The 21,177-nt window shown below is 68.2% G+C and carries 19 protein-coding genes; 8 read left to right on the top strand and 11 right to left on the bottom strand.

The window, feature by feature from the left end; all coding sequences use genetic code 11:
- Positions 1-105: 105 nt before the first annotated feature.
- The 4 genes from rsmA to lptD are packed head-to-tail and all read right to left on the bottom strand — an operon-like array spanning position 106 to position 5,837.
- Positions 106-945 (bottom strand): 16S rRNA (adenine(1518)-N(6)/adenine(1519)-N(6))-dimethyltransferase RsmA, encoded by an 840-nt coding sequence (gene rsmA / locus V7787_RS42630; protein WP_336093664.1) that lies wholly within the window; start codon positions 943-945, stop codon positions 106-108.
- On the bottom strand, positions 942-1,931 hold the full coding sequence (gene pdxA, locus V7787_RS42635; protein ID WP_336093665.1) for a 4-hydroxythreonine-4-phosphate dehydrogenase PdxA: 990 nt from the start codon (positions 1,929-1,931) through the stop codon (positions 942-944). Before pdxA ends, rsmA begins: the two co-directional genes overlap by 4 nt.
- A 1-nt stretch (position 1,932) precedes the next feature.
- Positions 1,933-3,297, bottom strand: coding sequence for a peptidylprolyl isomerase (locus tag V7787_RS42640; protein ID WP_336093666.1), 1,365 nt, complete (start codon positions 3,295-3,297; stop codon positions 1,933-1,935).
- Complete coding sequence (lptD, locus tag V7787_RS42645; protein ID WP_336093668.1) at positions 3,294-5,837, bottom strand: LPS assembly protein LptD; 2,544 nt, start codon at positions 5,835-5,837, stop codon at positions 3,294-3,296. Before lptD ends, V7787_RS42640 begins: the two co-directional genes overlap by 4 nt.
- A gap of 153 nt (positions 5,838-5,990) precedes the next feature.
- Here lptD and msrB point away from each other — a divergent pair, with 153 nt between their 5' ends.
- Positions 5,991-6,440, top strand: coding sequence for a peptide-methionine (R)-S-oxide reductase MsrB (msrB, locus tag V7787_RS42650; protein ID WP_336093671.1), 450 nt, complete (start codon positions 5,991-5,993; stop codon positions 6,438-6,440).
- Positions 6,441-6,600: 160 nt separating this feature from the next.
- Here msrB and V7787_RS42655 read toward each other — a convergent pair whose 3' ends face one another.
- From V7787_RS42655 to V7787_RS42665, 3 genes are read right to left on the bottom strand one after another with little or no spacing between them, the layout of a single operon-like run.
- Positions 6,601-7,512 carry a histone deacetylase family protein gene (locus tag V7787_RS42655; protein WP_336093673.1) on the bottom strand — a complete coding sequence of 304 codons (912 nt, stop codon included), beginning with the start codon at positions 7,510-7,512 and terminating at the stop codon, positions 6,601-6,603.
- A 2-nt stretch (positions 7,513-7,514) separates the two neighbouring features.
- The gene (locus V7787_RS42660) at positions 7,515-8,069 is read right to left on the bottom strand and encodes a cob(I)yrinic acid a,c-diamide adenosyltransferase (RefSeq protein ID WP_336093675.1); all 555 of its coding nucleotides are present in this window, start codon (positions 8,067-8,069) and stop codon (positions 7,515-7,517) included.
- Between the two features lie 7 nt (positions 8,070-8,076).
- Positions 8,077-8,667 (bottom strand): hypothetical protein, encoded by a 591-nt coding sequence (locus V7787_RS42665; RefSeq protein ID WP_336093677.1) that lies wholly within the window; start codon positions 8,665-8,667, stop codon positions 8,077-8,079.
- A 313-nt stretch (positions 8,668-8,980) separates the two neighbouring features.
- On the opposite strand from V7787_RS42665, the gene ubiH reads away from it, so the two are divergent.
- Genes ubiH through V7787_RS42680 form a run of 3 tightly spaced genes read left to right on the top strand, consistent with a single transcriptional unit; the run spans position 8,981 to position 11,867 of the window.
- Positions 8,981-10,288 carry a 2-octaprenyl-6-methoxyphenyl hydroxylase gene (ubiH, locus tag V7787_RS42670; RefSeq protein WP_336093679.1) on the top strand — a complete coding sequence of 436 codons (1,308 nt, stop codon included), beginning with the start codon at positions 8,981-8,983 and terminating at the stop codon, positions 10,286-10,288.
- A complete protein-coding gene (locus V7787_RS42675) occupies positions 10,285-11,484 on the top strand; it encodes an FAD-dependent oxidoreductase (protein ID WP_336093681.1) in 1,200 nt (399 codons plus the stop codon). The genes ubiH and V7787_RS42675 overlap by 4 nt, the downstream gene beginning before the upstream one ends.
- Before the next feature lie 50 nt (positions 11,485-11,534).
- Positions 11,535-11,867 (top strand): hypothetical protein, encoded by a 333-nt coding sequence (locus tag V7787_RS42680; RefSeq protein ID WP_336093683.1) that lies wholly within the window; start codon positions 11,535-11,537, stop codon positions 11,865-11,867.
- A gap of 12 nt (positions 11,868-11,879) precedes the next feature.
- Here V7787_RS42680 and V7787_RS42685 read toward each other — a convergent pair whose 3' ends face one another.
- Positions 11,880-13,193, bottom strand: coding sequence for an MFS transporter (locus tag V7787_RS42685; protein WP_336093685.1), 1,314 nt, complete (start codon positions 13,191-13,193; stop codon positions 11,880-11,882).
- 155 nt (positions 13,194-13,348) lie between these two features.
- On the opposite strand from V7787_RS42685, the gene V7787_RS42690 reads away from it, so the two are divergent.
- The gene (locus tag V7787_RS42690) at positions 13,349-15,262 is read left to right on the top strand and encodes a DUF1302 domain-containing protein (protein ID WP_336093687.1); all 1,914 of its coding nucleotides are present in this window, start codon (positions 13,349-13,351) and stop codon (positions 15,260-15,262) included.
- A gap of 13 nt (positions 15,263-15,275) precedes the next feature.
- Positions 15,276-15,605, top strand: coding sequence for a hypothetical protein (locus V7787_RS42695; RefSeq protein WP_336093689.1), 330 nt, complete (start codon positions 15,276-15,278; stop codon positions 15,603-15,605).
- 247 nt (positions 15,606-15,852) lie between these two features.
- Here the strand turns inward: V7787_RS42695 and rlmM are convergent, their stop codons facing one another.
- From rlmM to V7787_RS42710, 3 genes are all read right to left on the bottom strand, one after another.
- Entirely contained in the window at positions 15,853-16,929 is a 1,077-nt protein-coding gene (gene rlmM, locus V7787_RS42700) for a 23S rRNA (cytidine(2498)-2'-O)-methyltransferase RlmM (RefSeq protein WP_336093691.1), read from the bottom strand.
- Between the two features lie 140 nt (positions 16,930-17,069).
- Complete coding sequence (locus V7787_RS42705) at positions 17,070-17,645, bottom strand: nucleoside deaminase (protein ID WP_336093693.1); 576 nt, start codon at positions 17,643-17,645, stop codon at positions 17,070-17,072.
- Positions 17,642-19,411, bottom strand: a complete 1,770-nt coding sequence (locus V7787_RS42710; RefSeq protein ID WP_336093695.1) for a glutamine--tRNA ligase/YqeY domain fusion protein — start codon at positions 19,409-19,411, stop codon at positions 17,642-17,644. Before V7787_RS42710 ends, V7787_RS42705 begins: the two co-directional genes overlap by 4 nt.
- Positions 19,412-19,646: 235 nt before the next feature.
- On the opposite strand from V7787_RS42710, the gene V7787_RS42715 reads away from it, so the two are divergent.
- Together V7787_RS42715 and V7787_RS42720 are read left to right on the top strand one after the other, a co-directional pair.
- Positions 19,647-19,916, top strand: a complete 270-nt coding sequence (locus tag V7787_RS42715; RefSeq protein ID WP_336093697.1) for a putative signal transducing protein — start codon at positions 19,647-19,649, stop codon at positions 19,914-19,916.
- Between the two features lie 226 nt (positions 19,917-20,142).
- Positions 20,143-21,096 carry a DMT family transporter gene (locus V7787_RS42720; RefSeq protein ID WP_336093700.1) on the top strand — a complete coding sequence of 318 codons (954 nt, stop codon included), beginning with the start codon at positions 20,143-20,145 and terminating at the stop codon, positions 21,094-21,096.
- The last annotated feature ends 81 nt before the right edge of the window (positions 21,097-21,177 follow it).

The following is a 21,177-nucleotide window of genomic DNA, read 5'->3' on the forward strand; positions in this document are numbered from 1 at the left end:
TCGCGGGCCCGGCGACCGCCAGCGGCGGCGAGCGGAACGCGGGCCGCCTGGAACGCGGCACGATGCCGGATCGGGCCGCGGCTTCGGGCGCCGCGGCCGGTCGGCTCAGTTCGCTTCCGGTTCGATCGATCCGTTGGCCTTGAGCCAATTGCTCAGCCGCACGAAGTCGGCGACCTCGATCTGCTCGGCGCGTGCGTCCGGGCGCAGGCCCGCGGCCTGGATCGAGGCGCCTTCGCAGATTTGCGAAAGCGCGTTGCGCAGGGTCTTGCGGCGCTGGCCGAAGGCGTCGCGGACCACGCGCGCGAAGAGGGCGTGGTCGGCGATGCCGATCTTCTCGGGCGGATGCGGAATCATCCGCACCACCGCCGAATCGACCTTCGGCGGCGGCCGGAACGCGGCCGGCGGCACGTCGAACAGCGCGATCACCTGGCAGTAGGCCTGCAGCATCACGCTGAGCCGGCCGTAGACCTTGCTGCCGGGGCCGGCGGCCATGCGGTCGACGACTTCCTTCTGCAGCATGAAGTGCATGTCGCGGATCGAGCCGGCGTGGTCCAGGGCGTGGAACAGGATCGGCGAGGACAGGTTGTAGGGCAGGTTGCCGACCAGCCGGATCGGCCCGCCGTTGTGCGCCAGGGCGCTGAAATCGACGGTCAATACGTCGCGATGGATCACTTCCAGCGTGCCGTGAGCGCGCGCGCCCTCGGTGAGCGGGAAGATCAGGTCGCGGTCGAACTCGATCACGGTCAGCTCGCCGTGGCGGTCCAGCAGCGGGAAGGTGATCGCGCCCTGGCCGGGGCCGATCTCGACCAGCCGGTCGCCCGGTTGCGGGTCGACCGCGTGGACGATCATCGAGATGATCCCGGCGTCGTGCAGGAAGTGCTGGCCCAGGTGTTTCTTGGCTTCGGGCTTGAAACCCTTGGCGTGGGTCTTGGCGGTGCCGGTCATGGCGTGGCTCCGGATGAGCGGCGGGTGCGGGCGATATGCGCGCAGGTTTGGGCGGCGGCGATCAGGCTGGACGGGTCGGCCAGGCCGCGCCCGGCCAGATCCAGCGCGGTGCCGTGATCGACCGCCACGCGCGGATAGGGTAATCCCAGGGTCAGGTTGACGGCGCGTTCGAAGCCGCTGTACTTGAGCACCGGCAGGCCCTGGTCGTGATACATCGCCAGCACCGCGTCGAAGCCGCGCAGCTTGGCCGGCAGGAAGGCGGTGTCGGCCGGCAGCGGGCCGATCAGCTCCAGGCCCTCGCCGCGCAGGGCGGCCAGCACCGGCTCGATCACCTGGATTTCTTCCAGGCCCAGGTGACCGGCCTCGCCGGCATGCGGGTTCAGGCCGAGGACGGCGATGCGCGGGCGCGCGATGCCGAAATCCTGGCGCAAGGCGGCTTCGACGGTGCGCAGGGTGCGGCTCAGCGAAGCCGGCTCGATCGCGTCGGCGACCTCGCGCAGCGGCAGGTGGGTGGTGGCCAGGCCGACCCGGACGATGTCGTTGGCGAGCATCATCACCACCTCGCGCCCGGCCTGTTGCGCCAGCAGCTCGGTGGTGCCGGTGTAGGCGATGCCGCCGTCGTTGATCACGGCCTTGTGCACCGGCCCGGTTACCAGGCCGTCGAAACGCCCATCCAGGCAGCCCTGGGCGCCGTCCAGCAGCGCCTGGATCACCGCGGCGGCGTTGGCCGGCTCGGGCGTGCCGAAGGCCGGGGCGACGGGATTGGGGATTTCGACCAGGGCCAGCTCACCGGGCGCCCGGGACGGGCGATCGGGCGGCAGCAGGGTCAGGGGCAGGCCGAGCGCGTCGGCGGCGGCGCGCAGGCTGCGCGGATCGGCGAAACCGATCAGGTCGTAATCGCGCGGCTGCTGCAGCAGCCGCACGCACAGCTCCGGCCCGACGCCGGCCGGCTCGCCCGGCACCAGCGCGAGCCGGGGCGGGGTCATCTCAGCCGCCGGCCGGTTTGGCCGGAGCGGGAGCGGTTTCGGTGCCGGGCGCGGCGTCGGCGGCCTTGCCGACGCGGAAGTCGACATAGGCTTCGCCGCGCTTCTCGCGCAGGAAGCGATTCCACTCTTCCTCGAGCTTGCGCCGGCCGATGGTCTCCTGGACCTGGGCGCGCTTGCTCTGATCGGCCACGTCGCTCTGGCGCGTGCCCAGCCGCTGGACGATGTGGTAACCGGCGGTGGTGTGGATCGGCTGCGAGATCTGGTCGTCGCTCAGGGCGGCGACCGCGCGGCCGAAGTCGGGGCCGAATTCGTCCTGGGTGAACCAGCCCAGATCGCCGCCCTTGGTCTGGGTGCCCAGATCCTCGGAGCTTTCCTTGACCACGTCCTCGAACTTGGCGCCGCCGGCGATGCGCGCGCGCAGGGTCTCGGCCTTGGCCTTGGCCTGCGCTTCGCTGACGGTGTCGCCGATGCGCACCAGGATGTGGCGGGCGTGGTACTGGGTGACCATCTGCGGCGCCGACTGGGAGGCGTCGCGCACCTCGACCAGCTTGAGCAACTGGAAGCCGCTGGGGCCGCGGATCGGGTCGGTGACCTGGCCGGCGCTCATCGACTTCATCATTTCGCCGAACGCGGCCGGGATTTCGTCCAGGCTGCGCCAGCCCAGGTCGCCGCCTTCCAGCGCGTTGGGGCTGTCGGAGTAGCGGACCGCGGCGGCGTTGAAGTCCATCTCGCCCTTGGCGATCAGCGCCTTCACGCCGTCGACCTTTTTCTGGGCGGTGGCGATCTGCTCGGGCGTGGCGCCTTCGGGCAGGGCGATCAGGATGTGGGCGAGGTGGTACTGGGTGCCGGTGTTGGCCTGGGCCTTGAGCGCGGCGTCGATTTCGGCGTCGCTGACCGAGACCCGGGTCTGGGCGAAGCGCTGGCGCAGGCGCTGGACCAGCAGCTCATCGCGGATCGAGGTGCGGAAATCGGCGAAGGAGCTGCCGTCGCGGGCCAGCTGCTGGCGCAGACCGTCGACGCTGAGCTTGTTGGACTGGGCGATGCCGTTGATGGCCTGATCGACTTCCTGATCGGTGACCCGCACGCCGGTGCCCTGAGCCTGGGCGACCTGGATCTTGAGCAGGATCAGGCGCTCCAGCACCTGGCGCTCGAGCACGTCGCGCGGCGGCAGTTGTTCGCTGCGGCCGGCGTACTGGCTCAGGATGTTGGCCACGGCGCGGTCGAGCTCGGTCTTGAGGATCACGTCCTCGTCCACCACTGCGGCGATACGGTCGATCGGCTGGACGTCCTGAGCGTAGGCGCTGCCGAGCAGCAGGCCGGCGGCGAGAAGTCCAGCGAACAGCGGGCTCGCGAAGCGTTTGTTCATAGGGTCGGGTCGAGGGCAGAGTCGGCGTCGTTGCCGCGGTTTTCGCGGCTGACCGTGGGAGACGGCGGCGCCAGATAAAGGTCGTCGCGGTTATAGCCGAGAATAGCACGGCGCAAAACGCGCTCCGTGTTCTGGCCGGCGGAGCCTAGACCCTTGAGTTCGAACTCCACCTGAAAGGAGCTGTTGAGGTCTTCGGAGCGGTTGCGCAGGTAGCGGCGGGCGATCGCGCGCACCGCCAGACAGCAGCTTTCCCACTGCACGCCGGCGATCTGCTCGAGCGGGCGCCGGTCCTTGATCGAGTAGTAGTAGCGGCCGACCACGCTCCAGTTGTTGTTGATCGGGTACAGGAAGGAGAAGTCGGCCTGCTCGTACTGGTCGCGGTCTTCGCGCTTGGCGTCCAGCGCCGCGGCCAGGTTGCGGCGGTAGCGGTAGGCGAAGTTGACCACGCCGGCGTTGCCGAACAGGTAACGGGCGCGGAAGGTGGCCACGTCTTCGCTGCGCAGGCGCGGATCCCACTGGTAGGTGGCGTTGATGGTCCAGCGGTCGCTGGGCGAGACGCCGACGTCGGCGACCCAGGCCGACTTGCCCTGCTTGATCGGGGTTTCGGCGCCAGCGACCACGCGGATGTCGTCGAAGTACTGGATCTGGCCGATGCTCGCCGACAGCCGCTCGCGGCCGTCCTCGGAGTTGATCAGGCGGGTGGTCAGCGCGGTGGTGAGCTGGTTGGCGTCGGTCTGGCGGTCGGCGCCGGAATAGCGGTTGTCGCGGAACAGCGCGCCCCAGCTGAACGACATCGGGTTGGTGTCGAACAGCGGGATGCCGTCCTGGTCGCGGTACGGCGCGCGCAGATAGAACACGCGCGGTTCCAGGGTGTGCAGGTAGCGGTCGCCGCGGATTTCGGTCTCGCGGTCGAAGTACATGCCGGCGTCGATCGAGGTGATCGGCAGGCTGCGGCTCGGCGACTTGTTGTAGAACGAGCGGATCTGGTCTTCGGTCGGGTTATCGGTCTCGTAGAAACCGGACGCGCGCTTGCTGGCCACCTGGCGGGCAAGGTCGCCGTCCAGTTCGTAAGCGGTGTAGCGCCAGGCCAGCTTGGGCCGGAAGAACCACGCCGCGCCTTCCAGCGGGAAGCTGACGTAAGGCTTGATGTCGAAGCGGCTGCCGCCGGGCATCTCGCGACGCAATCCCGCAGGCGCCGCCGGGTCGCCGGGGGTGAACTTCACGTCCTGGTGCTGGAACCGCACCGCCTCGGTGTCGACGCCGGTTTCCACCCACTGGCTGAAAGGCTGGGCCCAGTGGAAGGTCGCGCGCGGCAGACGGTCGTAGGCCAGCGCGTTTTCCTGCAGGGTGAAGTCGGCCAACTGGTTGTGGTCGGCGATGATGCTGGCGTCCCAGTAACGGCCGCGGCCGTACAGGCCGACTTCGCTGCGCAGCGAGGTCGCCGATTGGCCGTAGAGGTTGTTGCTGAAATCCTGCAGGTAGTACTTGTCGCTGACCCAGGCCAGGTTGGCGCCGGCGTACCAGGTGCCGTCCAGGCGGTGGGTGGCCTTGAGCGCGAACTCGCCGCGGTTCTTGTCCGGCATCCGATCTCTGGGGATGGTGAACAAATCCGGCTGATTGCGGCGGTAATCGGTGTAGCGGTCGGGATCGTCGCGCGGCAGGTCGTCGGTGGGCATCCAGTTGCCGGACACCTCGCCCGAACCGTTTTCGTACAACCAGCGGAACTCGCCGCCCAGGACCGTGCCGCGCTTGCTCATGTAGCGCGGGGTCAGGGTGGCGTCGTAGTTGGGCGCCAGGTTGAGGTAGATCGGCTGGCGCCAGTCGAAGCCGTTCTTGCCCGACACGCCGATGTTGGGGTACAGCAGGCCGGTGCGGCGGCGGTCGTCGATCGGGAAGGTCAGCCACGGCACGTACAGCACCGGCACCTTGCCGATCCGCACGGTGGCGTTGCGGGCCACGCCCATGCCCTTGTCGGTGTCCAGGTCGATCCGGTGCGCGCGCAGCTCCCACACCCGCTGATTGGGCGCGCAGGTGGAGTAGGTCGAGCCGTGCAGCGCGCCCTTGGCGCCGTTCAAGTCGATCCGCTCGGCGCCGCCGTTGCCGCGGCGCGAGGTCAGCTGGTACTCGACGTCGTCGATGCGGTGCTGGTCGGCGTTCTGGTCGCCCTCGGCGTGCTCGGCCACCAGGCGCATGCTGGAATCCTGGTAGCGCACGTGGCCTTCGGCCGTGTACTTGCCCGATTCCTGGTTGTAGCTGAGCTTGTCGGTGCCCAGGAACTGGTCGCCGCGGCTGAGCCGGACGTTGTCCTGGACCACGATGTTCTGTTCGTCGGCGCCGCGCTGCAGGGTGCCGCCGTCGATGTCGGTCGGGTGCGCGGCGCGCTGATCGGCGGTGCCGGTCGGGGCGGGGGCGTCGTCGAAGGACGGGACCGCGTCGATCATCGGGCACAGGCCCCAGTTCTCGTTGTCGTCCGCCGCGTAAGCGGGCAGGGCGATGGCGATGCACAGCGACAACGGGAGCAGGCGGAGGGGTTTGCGCACGCGAGCATCCGGCAGACGGAAAAACGGCCGTTAGATTGCCGTATCCCTTGCAAGCGGGCAACGCGAGCGCCATCTATCGGGCTGTGGCGTTCAGTTCCGCGAACGCCCTCCGGCGCCCCGGCGACCGGCCCCCGCGACCTTTTTGGAGGTGACATGAGCCAGCATCCCAGCCCCAACTCCGGTACCGGCCCGGACCCGGCCGCCGCCGCGGTCGAGAAGAGCGAAGCTGAATGGCGCGAGCAGCTGTCGCCGGAGCAATACGCGGTCTGCCGCTGCTCTGCGACCGAGCGCGCCTTCACCGGCCGCTACTGGAACCACAAGGAGGCCGGCACCTACACCTGCGTGGCCTGCGGCGAACCGCTGTTTTCCTCCGAGACCAAGTACGACTCGGGCAGCGGCTGGCCGAGCTATTACCAGCCGTTGAGCGCCGAAGCGATCGCCGAGCATGCCGACGACAGTCACGGTATGCGCAGGGTGGAGGTCAAATGCGCGCGCTGCCAGTCGCACCTGGGGCACGTGTTCCCCGACGGCCCGCGTCCGACCGGGCTGCGTTATTGCATCAATTCGGCGTCGCTGGGGTTTGAGGGCAAACCGGAAGGCTGACGCGCGGCGACCGCGGCCCAGGCCGCTGCTCGGATGGGCGATCCGCCTGTAGGAGCTGCGCGAGCTGCGACCGCGACATCTCGCCTATGACGAAGGTTTCGACGCTGGCGAGGTGTCGCGGTCGCAGCTTGCGCAGCTCCTACAGGGTCTTCGGCTGGATTCAGGCGAGCAGGGCGCCTACGTGCGCTACCGCGCTTTCGCGCAGCGCGGCCAGGTCGTAGCCGCCTTCGAGCATCGACACCACCCGGCCCATCGCATGGCGCTCGGCGATGGCGACCAGTTCGGCGGTGATCCACGCGAAATCCGCGCCGTCCAGCTCGACCTGGGCCAGCGGATCGCGCCGGTGCGCGTCGAAGCCGGCCGAGATCAGCACCAGCTGCGGGCGGAACGAGTCGATGATCGGCAGCAGCCGCTCGCGCCAGACCCGGCGGAAGCCTTCGCTGCCGGTGCCGGCCGACAGCGGCGCGTTGACGATGTTGCCGACCCCGCGTTCGTGCACGTAACCGGTGTCCGGGTACAGCGGCATCTGGTGCGAGCTGACGTACATCACCCGCGGATCGGTATCGAAGATCGCCTGGGTGCCGTTGCCGTGGTGGACGTCGAAATCGATCACCGCCACCCGCGACAGCCCGTGTTTCTCGCAGGCGTGGGCGGCGGCGACGGCGATGTTGTTGAACAGGCAAAAGCCCATCGCCGCGTCGATGGTGGCGTGATGGCCCGGCGGCCGCACCGCGCAGAACGCGCGCCGCTCCTCGCCCTTGAGCACCGCGTCGACCGCGGCCACGCCGGCGCCGGCGGCGCGCAAGGCCGCTTCGGCCGAACCCGGCGCGAGCACGGTGTCGGGGTCGAGTTGGATCGGGCCGTCGCAATGGGTGTCGAGCACCAGCGCCAGCAGCGCGTCGCCGTGCGCGCGCAGCAGCTGGCCACGGCTGGCCGGCGGCGCTTCCAGCCATTGCAGGTCCGGATAGGCCTCGCGCAGCGCCTCGGTGACCGCGACCAGACGCAGCGGCCGCTCGGCATGACCCGGACCCGGGTCGTGGCGCGTGCAGGCCGGATGCGTATAGATGCGCACGGCTAGCCCTTGCGGCGCTCGTGGTTCCAGGTGACTTCGCCGTGGCCGTCGGCGCGGGCGAGCACGCGCGCGAGCACGAACAAAAAGTCGGACAAGCGATTGAGATAGCGCACCGCTTCGGGCCGGACGCTTTCCAGCCGCGACAAAGCCACGGTTTCGCGCTCGGCGCGGCGCACCACGGTGCGGGCGATGTGGCAACGCGAAGCGGCCTCGCCGCCGGCGGGCAGGATGAATTCCTTCAGCGCCGGCAGGTGTTCGTTATGCGCGTCCAGCCATTGCTCCAGCCGGTCGATATCGGCGGCGAAAATCGCCGCGTGGCCCGGAATGCACAGCTCGGCGCCGAGGTCGAACATCTGGTGCTGGATCGCGACCAGTTGTTCGCGCACGGTCTCCGGCAATTGGCTCGCCAGCACCAGGCCGATGGTCGAATTGGCCTCATCGACCGTGCCGTAAGCGTCGACCCGCGCCGAGTCCTTGCCGATGCGACTGCCGTCGCCCAGGCCGGTACTGCCGTCGTCGCCGGTGCGGGTATAGATTTTCGAAAGACGGTTGCCCATCGATCGCTCAGCGCTTGGCGTCGTCGTTGCGCACGGCCACCGCGCCGGTCTTGGTCGCGGCGGCGGCGATCGCCTGGACCACCGCGGCGATGCCGACATAGGTGGCGGTGGTGCGCAGGTACGGCAGCAGCCACTGGAAGTAGTTCGCGGCCCAGCCGGCGACCGACTTGTTCTGCACCGAATCCGACAGCCAGTAGAAGCTGCCCTGGCTCAGCAACTGGCAGACCGCGACCGAGGCCAGCAGCGCCACCACGGTCAGGCCCAGCGTGCGCCAGCTGCGGCTGTAGTTGCGCGCGACCCACAGGCCGCCGGCCCACATCGCGAAATACGCCGGCACCAGGAACCAGTACGCGGCCGAGACGCAGTAGTGCTGCCAGAAGCTCATGCCCTGGCGGGTGATCACCGCGTAATCCACGGCCACGGCCAGCGCCATCAGCAGCGGGAACGCCCAGCGGGTCCAGTTGCGCAGGTAGAAGCCGCCGATGAAGAACACCGCCCACGACGCGTCCGGAATCGGCGTCCAGTGATTGACGCGGGTCGCGATCATCAACGCGGCGAGCAGGGCGAGGATCAGGCTGTTGCGGGTGTTCGGCTTCATGGGTTCGGTCTCCTGACGCCGGACCGGCGCGTCGATCCGCGCATTCTAAGGAACCTGAGACCAAAGTGCCGGTTTTGCCGGGGCGGAAGGTCGTGAAAAGGGACTGCTGTCGAGCTAAGTGATTGATTCATTGTGTCCGGGCGGGCGCCGGAGCGGCCGGCGGCGCTCGCGATGCGCTGGATCGGCCGAGAACGCCCGGCGGTCCGGGCTCGCGGCCGCCGAATCGCGCGCAGAGCGCGGCGCAGCAGGCGATCGGTTGCGAGCGGGCGCGATCCGAACAGACGTTGCACAAGCGCGGCCGTATCATGAACGCATGACTTCCGACGCAACGCAGCAGTCTTCGCACGCCGCCGTCCACGCCAGCCACGATGTCCTGATCGTCGGCGGCGGATTGGTCGGCGCCAGTCTGGCGATCGCCCTGGACCGTCTGGGCCTGGATGTGGGCCTGGTGGAAGCCGCGCCGCCCGGCGCGCTGCCGGCGGTGTTCGACGAACGCAACCTCAGCTTCGCCGAGGCCACCGTCAACGCGCTCACCGCCCTGGGCGTGCTGAGCAAGCTGCGCGCGCCGGCCGGTTCGATCCGCCGCATCCACATCACCCGCCGCGGCGATTTCGGTCGCGCGGTGCTCGACGCGCAGCGCTACGGCCGCGAGGAATTCGGCCGGATCGTGGTCGCGCGCGATTTCGGCGAAGCCTTGGAAGCGCGGCTGGCTGAGTTGCCGCGGTTGCATCGCTATCGGCCGGTGCGGTTCGTCGGCTTGGCCGACCAAGCGCATGAGCGCGATGGCGATGCGGGTTCCGAGTGGAGGGCCATCCGCGTCGCCGACGGCGCCGGCGAGCGGGTGCTGCGCGCGCGCCTGCTGGTCGCCGCCGACGGCACCCGCAGCGGCGTGCGCGAGGCGCTGGGCATCGGCGCGGATGAGCACGACTACGGCCAGACCTTGTTCGTCACCCGCCTGCGCAGCGAACGCGCGCCCGACGGCACCGCTTACGAGCGGCTCGGCGACGAAGGCCCGACCGCGCTGCTGCCGCGCGGCGATCGTCACTACGGATTGATCCACGGCGTGGCCAATGCCGACGCCGACGCGGTCGCCGCGCTCGACGAAGCGGCGTTCCTGGCGCGGGCGCAGGAAGCGTTCGGCTGGCGCGCCGGCCGTTTCCTGGCCTGCGGCGCGCGCAGCTTGTATCCGGCGATCCGGGTGCTGGCGCGGACCACCATCGCGCGCCGCGCGGTGCTGGTCGGCAATGCCGCGCAGACCATCCATCCGATCGGCGCGCAAGGTTTCAACCTGGGCCTGCGCGATGCGATGACCCTGGCCGAATTGATCGAAGAATCGATGGCGGCGAACCAACGCGATTGCGGCGGCCAGGAACTGCTGCAGCGTTACGCCCAGCGCCGCGGCGAAGACCGCGAGCGGACGGTGAAATTCTCCGACGGTCTGGCCCGGTTGGGTTCCAACGAAAGCGGATTGATGCGGCCGCTGCGCAGCCTGGGATTGTTCGCGCTGGATCGCTTGCCGACCGCGCAGTCGATGCTGGTCGGCGGGGCGATGGGTTACCGCGGCGACGTGCCGGCGATTTGCCGCGATGCCGCCGCGGCAGAAATCGGAGCGCGCGCATGAGGCGGCGCGAACTGCTCGATGTGATCGTGGTCGGCGCCGGCGTGGTCGGCGCGGCCGCGGCGCTGGCGTTCGCCCGCGACGGATTCGAGGTGGCCTTGGTCGAAGCGCGCGAGCCCGCGCCGTGGTCGCCGCGACAGCCCGACCTGCGGGTCTACGCGTTCGCGCCGGACAACGCCGCGCTGCTGGACGATCTGGGCGTATGGGCTTCGGTGCGCGACGCGCGCGCGCAGCCGTATCGCACCATGCGGGTGTGGGACGCGGCCGGCGGCGGCGAATTGCATTTCGACGCCGACCGCTTCGGCCGGCGCGAGTTGGGCTGGATCGTCGAACACGGGTTGTTGGTCGATCGTTTGTGGTCGGCGTTGCCGGGCGCGGGCGTGCAGGTGATTTGCCCCGATCAGGTCGAGGCGCTGGAACTCGACGCCGCCGACAGCGCCGGCGTGGTGTTGTCCAGCGGCCGCCGCCTGCGCGCACGTCTGATCGTCGCTGCCGACGGCGCCGAGTCGAAGCTGCGCGAGTTGGCCGGCATCCAGGCGCCCGAACACGATTACGGCCAGCGCGGCCTGGTCGCTTATGTAGACAGCGAACTGAGCCACCAGGCGACCTGTTGGCAGCGCTTTCTGCCGACCGGCCCGTTGGCGTTCCTGCCGACGCAGGGCGATGCCGGCGCCGAAGACCGGCGCAGTTCGATCGTATGGACCTTGCCGGCGGCGGAGTCGGAACGGTTGTCGGCGCTCGACGATGCCGCGTTCTTGAACGAACTCGAACGCGCCTTCGACGGACGCCTGGGCGCGCTCACCGGCGTGTCGCGGCGGGCGTCGTTCCCGCTGCGCCGCCAGTTGGCGGAGCGTTACGTCTCCGGCCGGGTGGTGGTGGCCGGCGACGCCGCGCATGTGGTGCATCCGCTGGCGGGGCAGGGCGTGAATCTGGGTTTGCGCGACATCGCCGGTTTGCGTTCGACCCTGGCGCAGGCGCGCAAGCGCGGTCTGGATCCGGGTTCGCCGACGCGTCTGGCGCGTTGGGCGCGCGAGCGGCGCAGCGAGAACGCGCTGGCCGCGTACGGTTTCGACGGCTTGAACAAGCTGTTCTCCAACGACGACTTCGCCGCCACGCTGCTGCGCGGGCCGATGCTCGGTCTGGCCGGACGCTTGCCGCCGCTTACGCATTTTTTCTGGAAGCGCGCCGCGGGGTTGTAGCCCGCGCCGGATCGCGGCGCAGGCCGCATCGACCAAGGAAGGACACAGGCATGCACGCCAAGACGATAAGTTCGTCGGTTCGCGGACTCGGTGGCGCAATCGTGTCGCTGGCAGCGCTGGCCGCTCCCAGTGCGGCCTGGGCGATGCAAAAGTGTCCGGAAGAATTCGGACCGAAGCCCGAGTGGTTCATGGCGCTGGGCTTGGCCATGCTGATCGTGTTCGCGATCGTGGGCGCGGTGCTGCCGTGGCTGGCTTGGCGTTGCTCGAAGACCCACCGCGTGTGGCGGTGGGTCTGGTTGGCGCTCGCTTTGGTGGTCGCGATGCCCGCGACGTGGATGCTCGGCTTGTTGCTTTATCTGACGGTGTTCGTACTGCCCTGCTGACGGGCGCGGGCCTCAGTGCTCGTAGAACGCGCGCCGGGTCCTGAGCAGATACAAAGACACGCCGATGCCGACCACCGCCACCGACATCACGTAATAAGCCGGCGCCATGCCGCCCAGATGCGACGCCATGTAGCCGATCAGCGGCGGCGTCAGCGCACCGAATACCGCATAGGCGACGTTGTAGGAAAACGACAGGCCCGAGAAACGCACCGGCGCCGGGAACGCAGCCACCATCACCGCCGGAATCACCCCGACCACGCCGACGAACACGCCGGCCAGCGCATACAGCGGCAGGAAGTTGCGGGCGCCGTGGTTGAGGTCGTAATACAGCGCGAAGCTGCTGATCAGCACGCCCAGCGAACCGATCAGCAAGGCCTTGCCACGGCCGATCTTGTCGACCAGCAAACCGCCGCCGACCGCGCTCAGGGTCAGGCAGAACGCGGCCAGACTGTTGCCGAGAAAGGCCCGCGCCGGTTCGATGCCGAACTTCTGCTGGACGATGGTCGGCGTCATCAGAATGATCACCACGATCGCCGCGGTCAGCAGCCAGGTCACCAGCATCGACAGCGCCACGCCGCTCATGTGATCGCGCAGCACCTGCGCCAACGGCAGCTCCTTGACCAGCTGCCGGCTCTCGCGCATCGCCGCGAACACCGGCGTCTCGCTGAGCCAGCGGCGCAGATACACGGCCAGGAAACCGAACACGCCGCCGATGATGAACGGCGCGCGCCAGGCGCCGCCGAGCACTTGTTCCGGAGTGAACCAGGTGTTGATCGCGGTGGAGATCAGCGAGCCGATCAGGATGCCCGCGGTCAGTCCCGCCGACAGACTGGCGCAGGCGAAGCCCACGCGCCCGCGCGGCGCGTGCTCGGCGACGAAGGTCCAGGCGCCCGGCACTTCGCCGCCGATGGCGATGCCCTGGACGATGCGCAGCGCCAGCAGCAACAGCGGCGCGGCGATGCCGATCTGCGCATAGGTCGGCAGCAGACCGATGAACAAGGTCGGCAAAGCCATCAGGAACACGCTCAGGGTGAACATGCGCTTGCGCCCGGAGCGGTCGCCGAAGTGGGCCATGATCACACCGCCGATCGGACGCACCAGGTAACCGGCGGCGAAGATGCCGTAGACCTGCAAGGTGCCCAGCCATTCCGGCATGCCCGGCGGGAAAAACAGCTTGCGCAGGATCTCGGTCAGGAAGACGAAGATCACGAAATCGTAGAACTCCAGCGCGCCGCCCAAGGCCGACAGCAGCAAGGTGCGGGCGTCTTTGCGGTTCAACTTGGCGGCGCCGGCGGGAGGTGCGGAAGCGAGGGCTTCGGAGGTCATGGACTGCGACGGATTCGGCTGGGACAGGCATCGCACTATGCCGCAACCGCGGACGGACACAACCGGGGCGGGACGGCACACGGCCTAAAGTAGTAGTGCGGCCCGCGCGCGGGCGATGCTAGAAAACCTGCGGAAGTTTTGCAGGATCGTTCTTCATGTTGGATTTTCAGCTGTTTTCCAGTGATTTATTGCGTAGTTCGTTCACGTTAGGAGTGTGCCGCCTGTCCGCGGCGGTGCTGATCGGGTTGAGCGCCGCGCCGGTCGCGGCCGCCGATTTCGAACTCGCCGATGGGCGCATTCAGGGGCAGTGGAACACCCGCGTGGTCGCCGGCACTTCGGTCCGCACCGGCGAGGCGCAGCCGCATTTGCTCGGCAAGGGCTTCGCCTCCGACGGCCGGCCCAAGGGCGGCACCGGCGCCGACACCGCCGACGACGGCAATCTGAATTTCCAACGCGGCGATGCGTTCTCCAGTTTGTTCAAGATGGTCCAGTCGGTCGACTTGAAGTACCGCGATGTCGGCGTGAATCTCAGCGCGCGCACTTGGTACGACGCTACTCTCGACCGCAAAGAGGTCGCTCAAGGCAACGTCCCCAACGGCTTCGATCCGGACTCGCCGCTCGGCGATGGCGGGTTTTCGCGTTCGAACAAGTTCTCCGGTTTTCTTTGGCTCAACGCTTATGTGTACGGCCATCTGAAACTCGATGAAGACAGCGCGCTCGACGTCCGGGTCGGCAAGCAGAGCGTGAAGTGGGGCAACGGCCTGTTCTTCAGCGGCGTCAATCAAGCCAATCCGATCGACTACACCACGCTGCGGCGTCCCGGCACCGATGCGGCCAGCGAGGCGCAGATTCCGGTCGAGATGCTGTGGGCCAAGTGGACGCTGGATTCCAAGTTGAGCCTGGAAGGGTTCTGGCAATGGAACTGGCGCCCGTCGGAATACGATCCGTGCGGCACGTTCTTCTCCGGCAGCGACCTGGGCATCGAGCGCGGCTGCGCCGGCATCCAGTCCAATGCGTATTACCCGATCAACAGCGCTTCCGCCGACGCCGGGCCGTGGCTCAGCGACGGCTTCATGCAATCGATGGGCGCGATCTTGCCGCGCGATCGCGACCGCTACGGCAGCGATTCGGGCCAATGGGGGCTGTCGCTGCGTTATCGCGATGAGCAACGCGGCCTGGGTTGGGCCGCGTATTACTTGCGGATCAATTCGCGCGCGCCGTATCTGGACGCGACCGTGATCGATCCGGCGCGCACCGATCCGACCCTGGCGCCGCGGCTGATCGCGGCCGGCGTTCCACAGGCGTATGCGCAGCTGTCGGCGCGGCTGTCGACCATCCGCGAGATCTGGGAATACCCCGACGACATCCGGATTTTCGGCTTGAGCCTGGATGCCCGCTGGAAAGGCTGGAAGCTCGGCACCGAGTTGTCGTACACCCAGGATCAGCCGGTGCAACTCAACACCGCCGACATGTTCCGCGCCCTGACCAGCAACGGCGGGCCGATCGGCCAACGCAACGCGGCGCTGGCGCCGGGTGATGTGTTGCGCGGCTTCGACCGCGTCGACAAGACCCAGTGGATCGTCAACGCCCAGCGCAGTTTCGCCGACGTGTTCGGCGCACGCCAGGCCACGTTGACGGCGGAAGCGAGCTACAGCCACGCCGATCTGCCGCCGCTGAGTCAGGCCCGCTACGGGCGCGGATTCCATTGGGGCTTTTCGCCGCAGGGGTACGGCGGCGTGTGTCCGCCGGTGCAGAACCCGCGCGGTTGCGTGGACGAAGGGTTTTACACCCGCAATGCCTGGGGTTATCGCTTGCGTGCGCAGCTGGATTACGCGCCGGGCGGGGAGTGGACGTTATCGCCTAGTCTGAGTTTCGGTCACGACGTGCGCGGGTTTGCGATCGACAATCAGTTGGTCGAGGATCGCCGGCAGCTGACGCTGGCGCTGTCGGCGAAGTACGGCAAGCATTACTTCGCGAGTTTGAGTTACACCGACTACGCCGGCAGCGCGCGTTACGATCCGCTGGCCGATCATGATTTCGCCAGCGTGGCGGTGGGGGCGACGTTCTGAGGAGGGTGCTTCTATGTCCGGTGTTTGCGCGGCGATGGGACGGATCGCCGCGGCCAGTTGGTTGGCGTTGGCGGCGCTGACGGCCGCGGGCATTCTTTTCGGAGCCGATACGGTCGTGATCAATCTGGTTATGGCCACGTTCTTTGCCGCGATCGCGGGGTTGTTAGCGTGGCGGCAGCGTGTGGTCGGCAAGTTAGGTCGGGAGTTTCCCGGGCATCCACTGGTGCGATCGCTGCTGCGCAGCGAACTTGCGACGATGGGTTTGGCCGTGGCGATCGGCATCTTGCTTGTGTGCGCCGCGGGGTATCGGGTGTTCTTCGAGCGCTTGCCGGTTTTCGGGTGATCTGGGGCGGGATCGAGATCCTTCCAGAACGTCATTCCCGCGAAGGCGGGAATCCAGAGTCTTCAGCGCCATCCTTCCAGGTCGTCATTCCCACGAACGCGGGAATCCAGCGACTTCAAACGTTCTCGCACGAAAGGCACTGGATTCCCGCGTTCGCGGGAATGACGATAGGTAAGTGCGCGGTGTGTGGTGTGCGGCGTATAGGATTTGGAGGCGAGGTATCGAGTAGCCAACCCAAACCCCAACCTCACTTAGGCACAGGCGCCGCAAACACCGTGATCTCTTCCCGATCGTGATACAGCTGCCGCGCCCGCACGATCAGCGGCCGATGCGCCTGATGCTCGAACGCCTCCAGACAAATGCGCGTCTCTTCCCAGCGCTTCTTCATCGGCAGCTTGAGGTTGAAGATCGCCTGCCGGCACCAGTTCTCGCGGAACCAGGTGGCCATGCGTTCGGCCACGCGCGCCGGCGATTCGACCATGTCGCACACCATCCAGTCCAAGGTGCGCTTGGGCTGCCAGGTGAATCCGTCGGCGCGCAGATGGTCTACGCGGCCGCTGTCGAGCAAGGCCTGGCGCAGCGGGCCGTTGTCGACCGAGGTGACCTTCATGCCGTTGCGCATCAACACCCAGGTCCAGCCGCCCGGCGCGGCGCCCAGGTCGGCGGCCTGCATGTTGTCGCGCACGCGCTTTTCGCGTTCGTCGTCGTCGAGCAGGGTCAGCAGCGCTTCTTCCAGCTTGAGCGCGGAGCGGCTGGGCGCGTCGGGGTGCATGCGCAGACGCGGGATGCCCAGCGGCCACGGCGCGCTGTCGTAGGGATCGGACATCGCCAGCACCGCGTGATCGCCGGCCAGGAACGCTACGTGCAAACGCGGCCGGCTCGGGTCGTCGTTCTTGCTAAGCCAGCCGGCTTTGCGCAAGGCCGGACGCAACGCGTTGCCGAAGCTGCGCGCCAACCCGGCCAGCGGCTTGCCTTCGTCGGAGTCGGGGTGCTCGACCCACAACTCGCCGAACATCGACACGTTCAGGCCCGAACCGGCGCGTTCGTCGAGCGCGGCCAGCATCGGCGCGATCCGGTCGCTGGGGTTGAGCTGGCGCAGGTCGGCCAGGCGCACCAGTTTTTGCCGGGCGAAGATCAGCTTCGACCACGGCAACGCGCGCGAGGCCGCCTGGGCGTCCTCGACGATGAATTCGACGTAGCCGCTGTTGCGCTCGGTGCGGGCGTAGCCGGGGTGGCCGGCGATGGCGGAGCGTTCGCTGAGTTCGGCGGCGAGTTCGGGCTCGAAGCCGGCGCGGCACCAGCAGAACAGGGCGGAATCGGTCATGGCTCAGCGCTCAGTTGCGGTAATGCAGGAAGTCCGACGGTAGGAGCTGCGCGAGCTGCGACCGCGACATCGCACTCACGTCGTAAGCCGGAGGTCGCGGTCGCAGCTTGCGCAGCTCCTACAAAAGCTTTCGGGTGAGGTCAGTAAGAAACGCCGCTTTCGCCGTACTTGCGCAGAACCTCGCAAGCGGCGTCGCGATGCAGGTCGCGGCGCACCGCGATGCCGCGCCGTTCCAGTTCGCCGACCCAATCGGCCGGCAGCGGACCTTCGTCGAATTCGGTCAGGCGCATCACGTCTTCCGAGCGCGCGCCGATCAGCAGGTTGTTGATGCCGGCCCAGAAGCTGGCGCCGTAACACATGCAGCACGGTTGCGCCGAGGTGGCCAGGGTCATCGGCCCGAGCTCGTTGAGGCGGAACGCGCTGAGCGCGGTTTGCGCGCACATGAACGCCATCATCTCGGCGTGGGCGACCGAGCAGTTCTGCGGCACCACCCGGTTGACGCCGACGCCGACCACCAGGCCGTGCGCGTCGAACACCGCCGCGCCGAACGGGCCGCCGGTGCCCTGTTCGATGTTGCGCCGGGACAGTTCCACCGCCAGCGCGACCTTGTCTTCGTCGCTGAGGTAGGCGCGGGTGCGGTCGACCGCTTCGTCGATCCACGACGGCAGCGCCAGTTGCACCGTGCCGGTCAGCAGGTAGGGGATCTTCGGGCTCATTCTTTGCTCGCCCAGGTATCGCGCAGGGTCACGCTGCGGTTGAACACCGGCGCGTCGGCGCGGTGGTCGTAACGGTCGGCGACGAAGTAGCCCACGCGCTCGAACTGGAACGCCTGCTCCGGCGCGGCTTCGGCGGCCGAGGGTTCGACGTAACCGGTCGCGGTGCGGCGCGAGTTCGGATTCAGATGATCCTTGTAGGTCTTGCCGTCGCTGTCGTCGTCGGGCGCGGCGACGTCGAACAGGCGGTCGTACAGGCGGATTTCCGCCGCGACCGCGTGGCGCGCGCTGACCCAGTGGATGGTGCCCTTGATCTTGCGGTCGGCGCCGGCCATGCCGGGGCGCGATTCGGGATCCAGCGTGCCGCGCAGCTCGACGATCTCGCCGGCCTCGTTCTTGATCACTTCATCGCAGCGCAGGATGCCGGCGCCGCGCAGACGCACTTCGCCGCCCGGGATCAGGCGCTTGAAGCCCTTCGGCGGCACTTCCTCGAAATCCTCGCGCTCGATCCACAACTGGTTGGAGAACGGCACCTTGCGCGAACCGAAGCTCTCATCCTTGGGATGGTTGGAGAAGTGCAGCGATTCTTCGTGCGAGTCGGGCAGGTTGGTGATGGTGAGCTTGAGCGGATCGATCACCGCCATCCGCCGCGGCGCGGCCGCGTCGAGGTCCTCGCGCAGGCAGCCTTCCAGCACCGAGTAATCGATCACCGAGTTCTGCTTGCTCACGCCCAGGCGCTCGGCCCACAAGCGGATCGACGCGGCGGTGTAACCGCGGCGGCGGATGCCCTGCAGGGTCGGCATGCGCGGATCGTCCCAGCCGTCGACCAGTTTTTCCTGCACCAGCACCATCAGCTTGCGCTTGCTCATGACGGTGTAGTTGAGATTGGCGCGCGAGAACTCGATCTGACGCGGGATCGCCGCTTCGTTCGGCAGGCCCTTGGCCAGCAGCGGCGCCAGCAGTTCCGGCGAGTTGGGCAGGTCGACCTTGCCCACGCACCAGTCGTACAGCGGACGGTGGTCTTCGAATTCCAGCGTGCACAGCGAATGGGTGATGCCTTCGCAGGAATCGCTGAGCGAATGGGCGAAGTCGTACATCGGATAGATCGGCCAGGCGTCGCCGGTGTTCTGGTGGGCGACCTTCTTGATCCGGTACAGGGCCGGATCGCGCAGGTTGATGTTGCCCGAGGCCATGTCGATCTTGGCGCGCAGGGTGCGCGCGCCGTCGGCGAATTCGCCGGCGCGCATGCGCGCGAACAGGTCGAGGTTTTCCTCGACGCTGCGGTCGCGGTACGGCGAATTGCGGCCCGGCTCGTTGAGGCTGCCGCGGTAGGCGCGCACTTCTTCGGCGCTGAGATCGCAGACGAACGCATCGCCCTGGCGGATCAGCTTCTGGCCGGCCAGATAGAACACTTCGAAGTAATCCGAGGCGTGGCGCAGTTCGGCCCAGTCGAAACCGAGCCAGCGCACGTCGTCCTGGATCGCCTCGACGTATTCGGGGTCTTCCTTGGCCGGGTTGGTGTCGTCGAAGCGCAGATTGCAGCGGCCGCCGAACTCGTTGGCGACGCCGAAATCCAGGCAGATCGCCTTGGCGTGGCCGATGTGCAGATAGCCGTTGGGTTCGGGCGGGAAGCGGGTCCGGATCGCTTGGTGCTTGCCGCTGGCCAGGTCGTCGCGGACGATCTGACGGACGAAATCCTGCTTCACCGCGCCCGTGGCGGCGGAATCGGTCGGATGTTCGGGGGCAAGACGGGAAGGATCGGCGGACATGCAATGCATCTTGAGTAGGAGAGACTCGGGAGTTTAGCCGGTGCCGGGCCCGGCTGCCTGCGCGCGCGGTCCACGGGCCGGGCACGGAAACCGCGGATCGGCCGTCCGGCCTTGCGCAAACGGCCGTTTCGGCGACCGCCGCGCTGGATTGACAAGGGTCACGGGCCGGCCGCCGCGCGGCGGCGTATGCTGGCCGCAGACCCCGCCCCAGGCCGGCAGGCCGAAGGATTCGACGATGCGAGTCGTCTATGAAGCCGCCCATCTGATCGATGCCCATCTGGTCCGCCATGCCCTGGAGGACGCCGGGATTCCGGTGTTCCTGCGCGGCGAGGCGCTGCTCGGCGGTATCGGCGAGTTGCCGGTGTTCGGCGCGGTCCAGGTGTGCGTGCCCGAAGTCGCCTGGCCGCAGGCCGACGAGGTGGTGCAGGCGCTGTCGCTGGGCGAGCCGCCACCGCCGGCCGAGCCGGTTCAGGCGATGCCGCCACCGGGCTGGCTCCCGGCCTGACCGGCCACGGCGTCGCTGGCGCCATACGTCCGCGTCCTCAGGGGCCGGACCGCGGCGGGCGCAGGCCCGCCCAAGTAGCACTTCTCTCTTTTATGCGCCGCCTCGTGGCGCGGCCGGCCCGGTTCCGGCCGCCGCGACGCAGCGCCCCGTCCGCGGCCACGGCCGCGGCGGTACCGACCGGAGTTTCGACCATGCGATCGTTCAATCAATTCTCCCGGAGGCGCGCATGAGCGCTTCCTCGCAAACCGCCACCGCGCAGACGGCCTCGCGTGGCCCGTTGCTGCAGATGCTGCTGGGCGCCAGCGTCATCAGCAGTTCGGCGGTGTTCGTCAAATGGGTCGACATCGGCCCGGCCGCGTCGGCGTTCTGGCGCATGGCCTTGGCCGCGGTGATTTTGCTGCTGGTGCTGGGGCAGCCGTGGCGGCGCGGCCGCTTGCAGCATTGGCGGCCGGAAGGGCGGGTGCTCGGACTGGTGATGCTGGGCGCGGTGTTCCTGGCCCTGGACCTGTGGCTGTGGCATCGCAGCATCCTTTACGTCGGCGTCGGTCTGTCGACGCTGCTGGCGAACTTCCAGGTGTTCGTGCTGGCCGGCGTCGGCGCGCTGTGGCTGGGCGAGCGCGCGGGTTGGAAGCTGTGGCTGGGCTTGAGCATGGCCCTGGTCGGTCTGGCGCTATTGCTGGCGCCGGGCTGGGAGCACATGGACTCGCGTTTCCGCATCGGCGTGGCCTTCGCCCTGGCCGCGGCGGTGTTGTACGGCGGGTTTCTGCTGGCATTCCGCGCGGCGCAGGCGCGGCGCGGGCAGACCCCGAACGAGGCCTTGCAATGGTGGTTGTGCCTGGGCTCGGCGGCCACGCTCGGCGCGATCGCGCCGTTCGGCGGCGGCAGTATGTGGCCGGCGAGCGCGCACGATTGGCTGATCCTGACCGCTTACGCCGCGATCGCGCAGGTGCTGGGTTGGTACGTGATCGGCCGCGCGATGCCGAAATTGCCGGCCGGCGTGGTCGGCCTGTGTCTGTTGTTGCAGCCGCTGCTGGCTTACGTCTGGGACGTGCTGCTGTTCCATAAGCGCTTGGGCGGGATCGAGCTGATCGGGATCGGCTTGTCGCTGGCCGGCATCTTCCTTGGTTTGGCCCGCGGCGATCAGCCGTTGTTCAAGGCGCGCGAGGATTCGCCGGCGTAAGCGGTTCGGTTACGTGGCGGCGCTGTGCGTCGAAGTGCATTGCGTTCGTAGCTGCGCTGTTGGTTTTGGGTTGCGCGGCGA

This window comes from Pseudomonas sp. CGJS7 (genome assembly GCF_036961695.1).

Bases quoted from the DNA above. Each gene is read 5' to 3' on its own strand.
- V7787_RS42675 (WP_336093681.1), top strand. From the start codon at position 10,285: ATGAGGCGGCGCGAACTGCTCGATGTGATCGTGGTCGGCGCCGGCGTG.
- V7787_RS42680 (WP_336093683.1), top strand. From the start codon at position 11,535: ATGCACGCCAAGACGATAAGTTCGTCGGTTCGCGGACTCGGTGGCGCA.
- V7787_RS42710 (WP_336093695.1), bottom strand. From the start codon at position 19,411: ATGTCCGCCGATCCTTCCCGTCTTGCCCCCGAACATCCGACCGATTCC.
- V7787_RS42665 (WP_336093677.1), bottom strand. From the start codon at position 8,667: ATGAAGCCGAACACCCGCAACAGCCTGATCCTCGCCCTGCTCGCCGCG.
- ubiH (WP_336093679.1), top strand. From the start codon at position 8,981: ATGACTTCCGACGCAACGCAGCAGTCTTCGCACGCCGCCGTCCACGCC.
- V7787_RS42715 (WP_336093697.1), top strand. From the start codon at position 19,647: ATGCGAGTCGTCTATGAAGCCGCCCATCTGATCGATGCCCATCTGGTC.
- rsmA (WP_336093664.1), bottom strand. From the start codon at position 945: ATGACCGGCACCGCCAAGACCCACGCCAAGGGTTTCAAGCCCGAAGCC.
- V7787_RS42660 (WP_336093675.1), bottom strand. From the start codon at position 8,069: ATGGGCAACCGTCTTTCGAAAATCTATACCCGCACCGGCGACGACGGC.
- V7787_RS42640 (WP_336093666.1), bottom strand. From the start codon at position 3,297: ATGAACAAACGCTTCGCGAGCCCGCTGTTCGCTGGACTTCTCGCCGCC.
- V7787_RS42690 (WP_336093687.1), top strand. From the start codon at position 13,349: ATGTTGGATTTTCAGCTGTTTTCCAGTGATTTATTGCGTAGTTCGTTC.
- msrB (WP_336093671.1), top strand. From the start codon at position 5,991: ATGAGCCAGCATCCCAGCCCCAACTCCGGTACCGGCCCGGACCCGGCC.
- rlmM (WP_336093691.1), bottom strand. From the start codon at position 16,929: ATGACCGATTCCGCCCTGTTCTGCTGGTGCCGCGCCGGCTTCGAGCCC.
- V7787_RS42720 (WP_336093700.1), top strand. From the start codon at position 20,143: ATGAGCGCTTCCTCGCAAACCGCCACCGCGCAGACGGCCTCGCGTGGC.
- V7787_RS42705 (WP_336093693.1), bottom strand. From the start codon at position 17,645: ATGAGCCCGAAGATCCCCTACCTGCTGACCGGCACGGTGCAACTGGCG.
- V7787_RS42685 (WP_336093685.1), bottom strand. From the start codon at position 13,193: ATGACCTCCGAAGCCCTCGCTTCCGCACCTCCCGCCGGCGCCGCCAAG.
- V7787_RS42695 (WP_336093689.1), top strand. From the start codon at position 15,276: ATGTCCGGTGTTTGCGCGGCGATGGGACGGATCGCCGCGGCCAGTTGG.
- pdxA (WP_336093665.1), bottom strand. From the start codon at position 1,931: ATGACCCCGCCCCGGCTCGCGCTGGTGCCGGGCGAGCCGGCCGGCGTC.